Source organism: Streptomyces sp. NPDC005574 (assembly GCF_040605435.1).
Classification (GTDB): Bacteria; Actinomycetota; Actinomycetes; order Streptomycetales; family Streptomycetaceae; genus Streptomyces.
Window position 1 is genome coordinate 1 of record NZ_JBEXCW010000287.1, and the last position, 1,820, is coordinate 1,820.

1 protein-coding gene and 1 pseudogene are annotated in these 1,820 nt (G+C 59.9%); both read right to left on the minus strand.

Going from position 1 to position 1,820, the window contains the following annotated elements:
• Positions 1-208, minus strand: a pseudogene (locus tag ABZT03_RS44175) (IS6 family transposase); the annotation flags it as partial.
• Positions 209-798: 590 nt separating this feature from the next.
• Positions 799-1,386 carry a sigma-70 family RNA polymerase sigma factor gene (locus ABZT03_RS44180; RefSeq protein WP_356049956.1) on the minus strand — a complete coding sequence of 196 codons (588 nt, stop codon included), beginning with the start codon at positions 1,384-1,386 and terminating at the stop codon, positions 799-801.
• Positions 1,387-1,820: the final 434 nt, after the last annotated feature.

Here is a 1,820-nt window from a genome sequence, read left to right on the forward strand (position 1 = left end):
GGGTTGCCGGCGGCGCAGCGCCGCGGCGTAGGCCGGCCCGAACCGGCGGGTCCACTGGTGGATGGTCTCGTAGGACACCTCGATGCCGCGTTCCAAGCATCAGCTCCTCGACGTCGCGCAGGCTCAGGTTGAATCGGTGGTACAGCCACACGCAGTGGCTGATGATCTCCGGCGGGAAGCGAAAACCCCGGTACGACGGCGTGTCCACGAGCAGCCCCTCCGGCGATCCAACCGATCGGATGATCACGCCACCGGAGAAGACCTCCACTCAACCTGACAACACCCTCAAACCGCAGGAGGATGTCTGGTCGCTGGTTAATGCGCGCCTTCGGCAACCTCGCTGCGGCCGACCTCGGCCAGATCGCTCGCACAGTGAAACGCCGACTCAAGCAGATCCAGTACCCCCCTGATGTGGTCGATGGATGTCTCGCTGGAACCGGCCTGAGTATTGATCCCGCGGTGACGCAATGCCCGACTGCCGACGGACCCGGTATCGCAGCATTATCGGCAAGTCTCTGCTGATCTGGGACTACGGCGGTGGTCTGTTCTGCGCCCCTTACCACCGTGACGGGTGCAGACGAGGGCAGGATGACACATTTTGAGCTCAGCGAGGCCCGCATGGTTCCAGGCGGAATCTTCCAGTGGGCGTCAGGTCAGCTCTTCGGGCCTCGTCTGCTAAACTTTACGGCAGCACAGGGACGTCCTGAACGTTCGCAAAGCCGTCGACTCGCAGAAGTTCGCCGAAGTAACGCGGCATGCTTTGTAACTTTGCCTGAAGGGCATCGCAGTAGTCACGATTTAGGTGACGTTGAAAACACCTCGCTCTTCAAGCAGCAACTTCATGGATCGCAAGGCATAAAAGACGCGAGAGCGAACCGTTCCGCTGGGTATGCCTAGCCTGTTGGCTGCATCGATGTGGGTTACTCCCTTGAAGTAGGTTTCGACCAGTACTTCCCTATGGGGCGGGGACAGTGCCGCCAGAGCATCATATAGCACCATCAGCGTCAGAGTCCGATCGATCTCTTCGGCTGCAGGAAGATCCTCGAGGATCTCCGGTCCGGCATCCCGCCACTCCTGCCGACTACGGTATCCGTCAATGGCTATCCGCTTCGCCACAGTCACCAGCCACGGCCGCAGCGAACCGTCTCCCCGGCGTAGTCGGGTTTTATGCTTCCACGCGCGCAGCATCGTTTCTTGCACTACATCTTCAGCACGCTGTTGATCCCCAGCTACAAGTCTTAGCACTCGAGCCCTGAGTGCTGGGGCATGCTCCCGATACAACATCTCCATGAGTTCCGTGCCTGCATCGAAATCGGTGCAGCCACCGAAAAGCAGTTGATTGTCGTCTGCGTCACGGCTGTCTATCGCAGCTCCGTTTATTGCCATCACATCGTTCTCCGTAGCTTTCTGACCAAGTCCGCCGGGCTTGGTGATCGACCCACCCGGCTACCACGAACGCCCCGTGCCATTTTCGGCGAATCATCGAAGGACGGTCAGTGTTGCAGCCTGCTAATGTATCGGACGTCGCTGTAAGTCCTGCAACGGCAATACGCTTCTCCTCCCTGCTTTCCACTTGACCAGCGGCCAACCGATGCTGCCTTGAGTAAGTCCTACTTACGGGCTGCCCCGCGATTGATCTTGGTCACGTACGGGGACATGGGGAAGGCCGCGCGAGTTGTCTGGTGTGTGAAGATCAAACTGGCCCGCGCGGCCATGTCTCATCATGGCATTGTCAGGTTGGGCGAGCGTTCGGGGTTGTGAGCCGGTTCGGGACGTGTCTGGCCGTGGTGGTGACGGTGGTTCAGGCCGTGGTGGGCGGG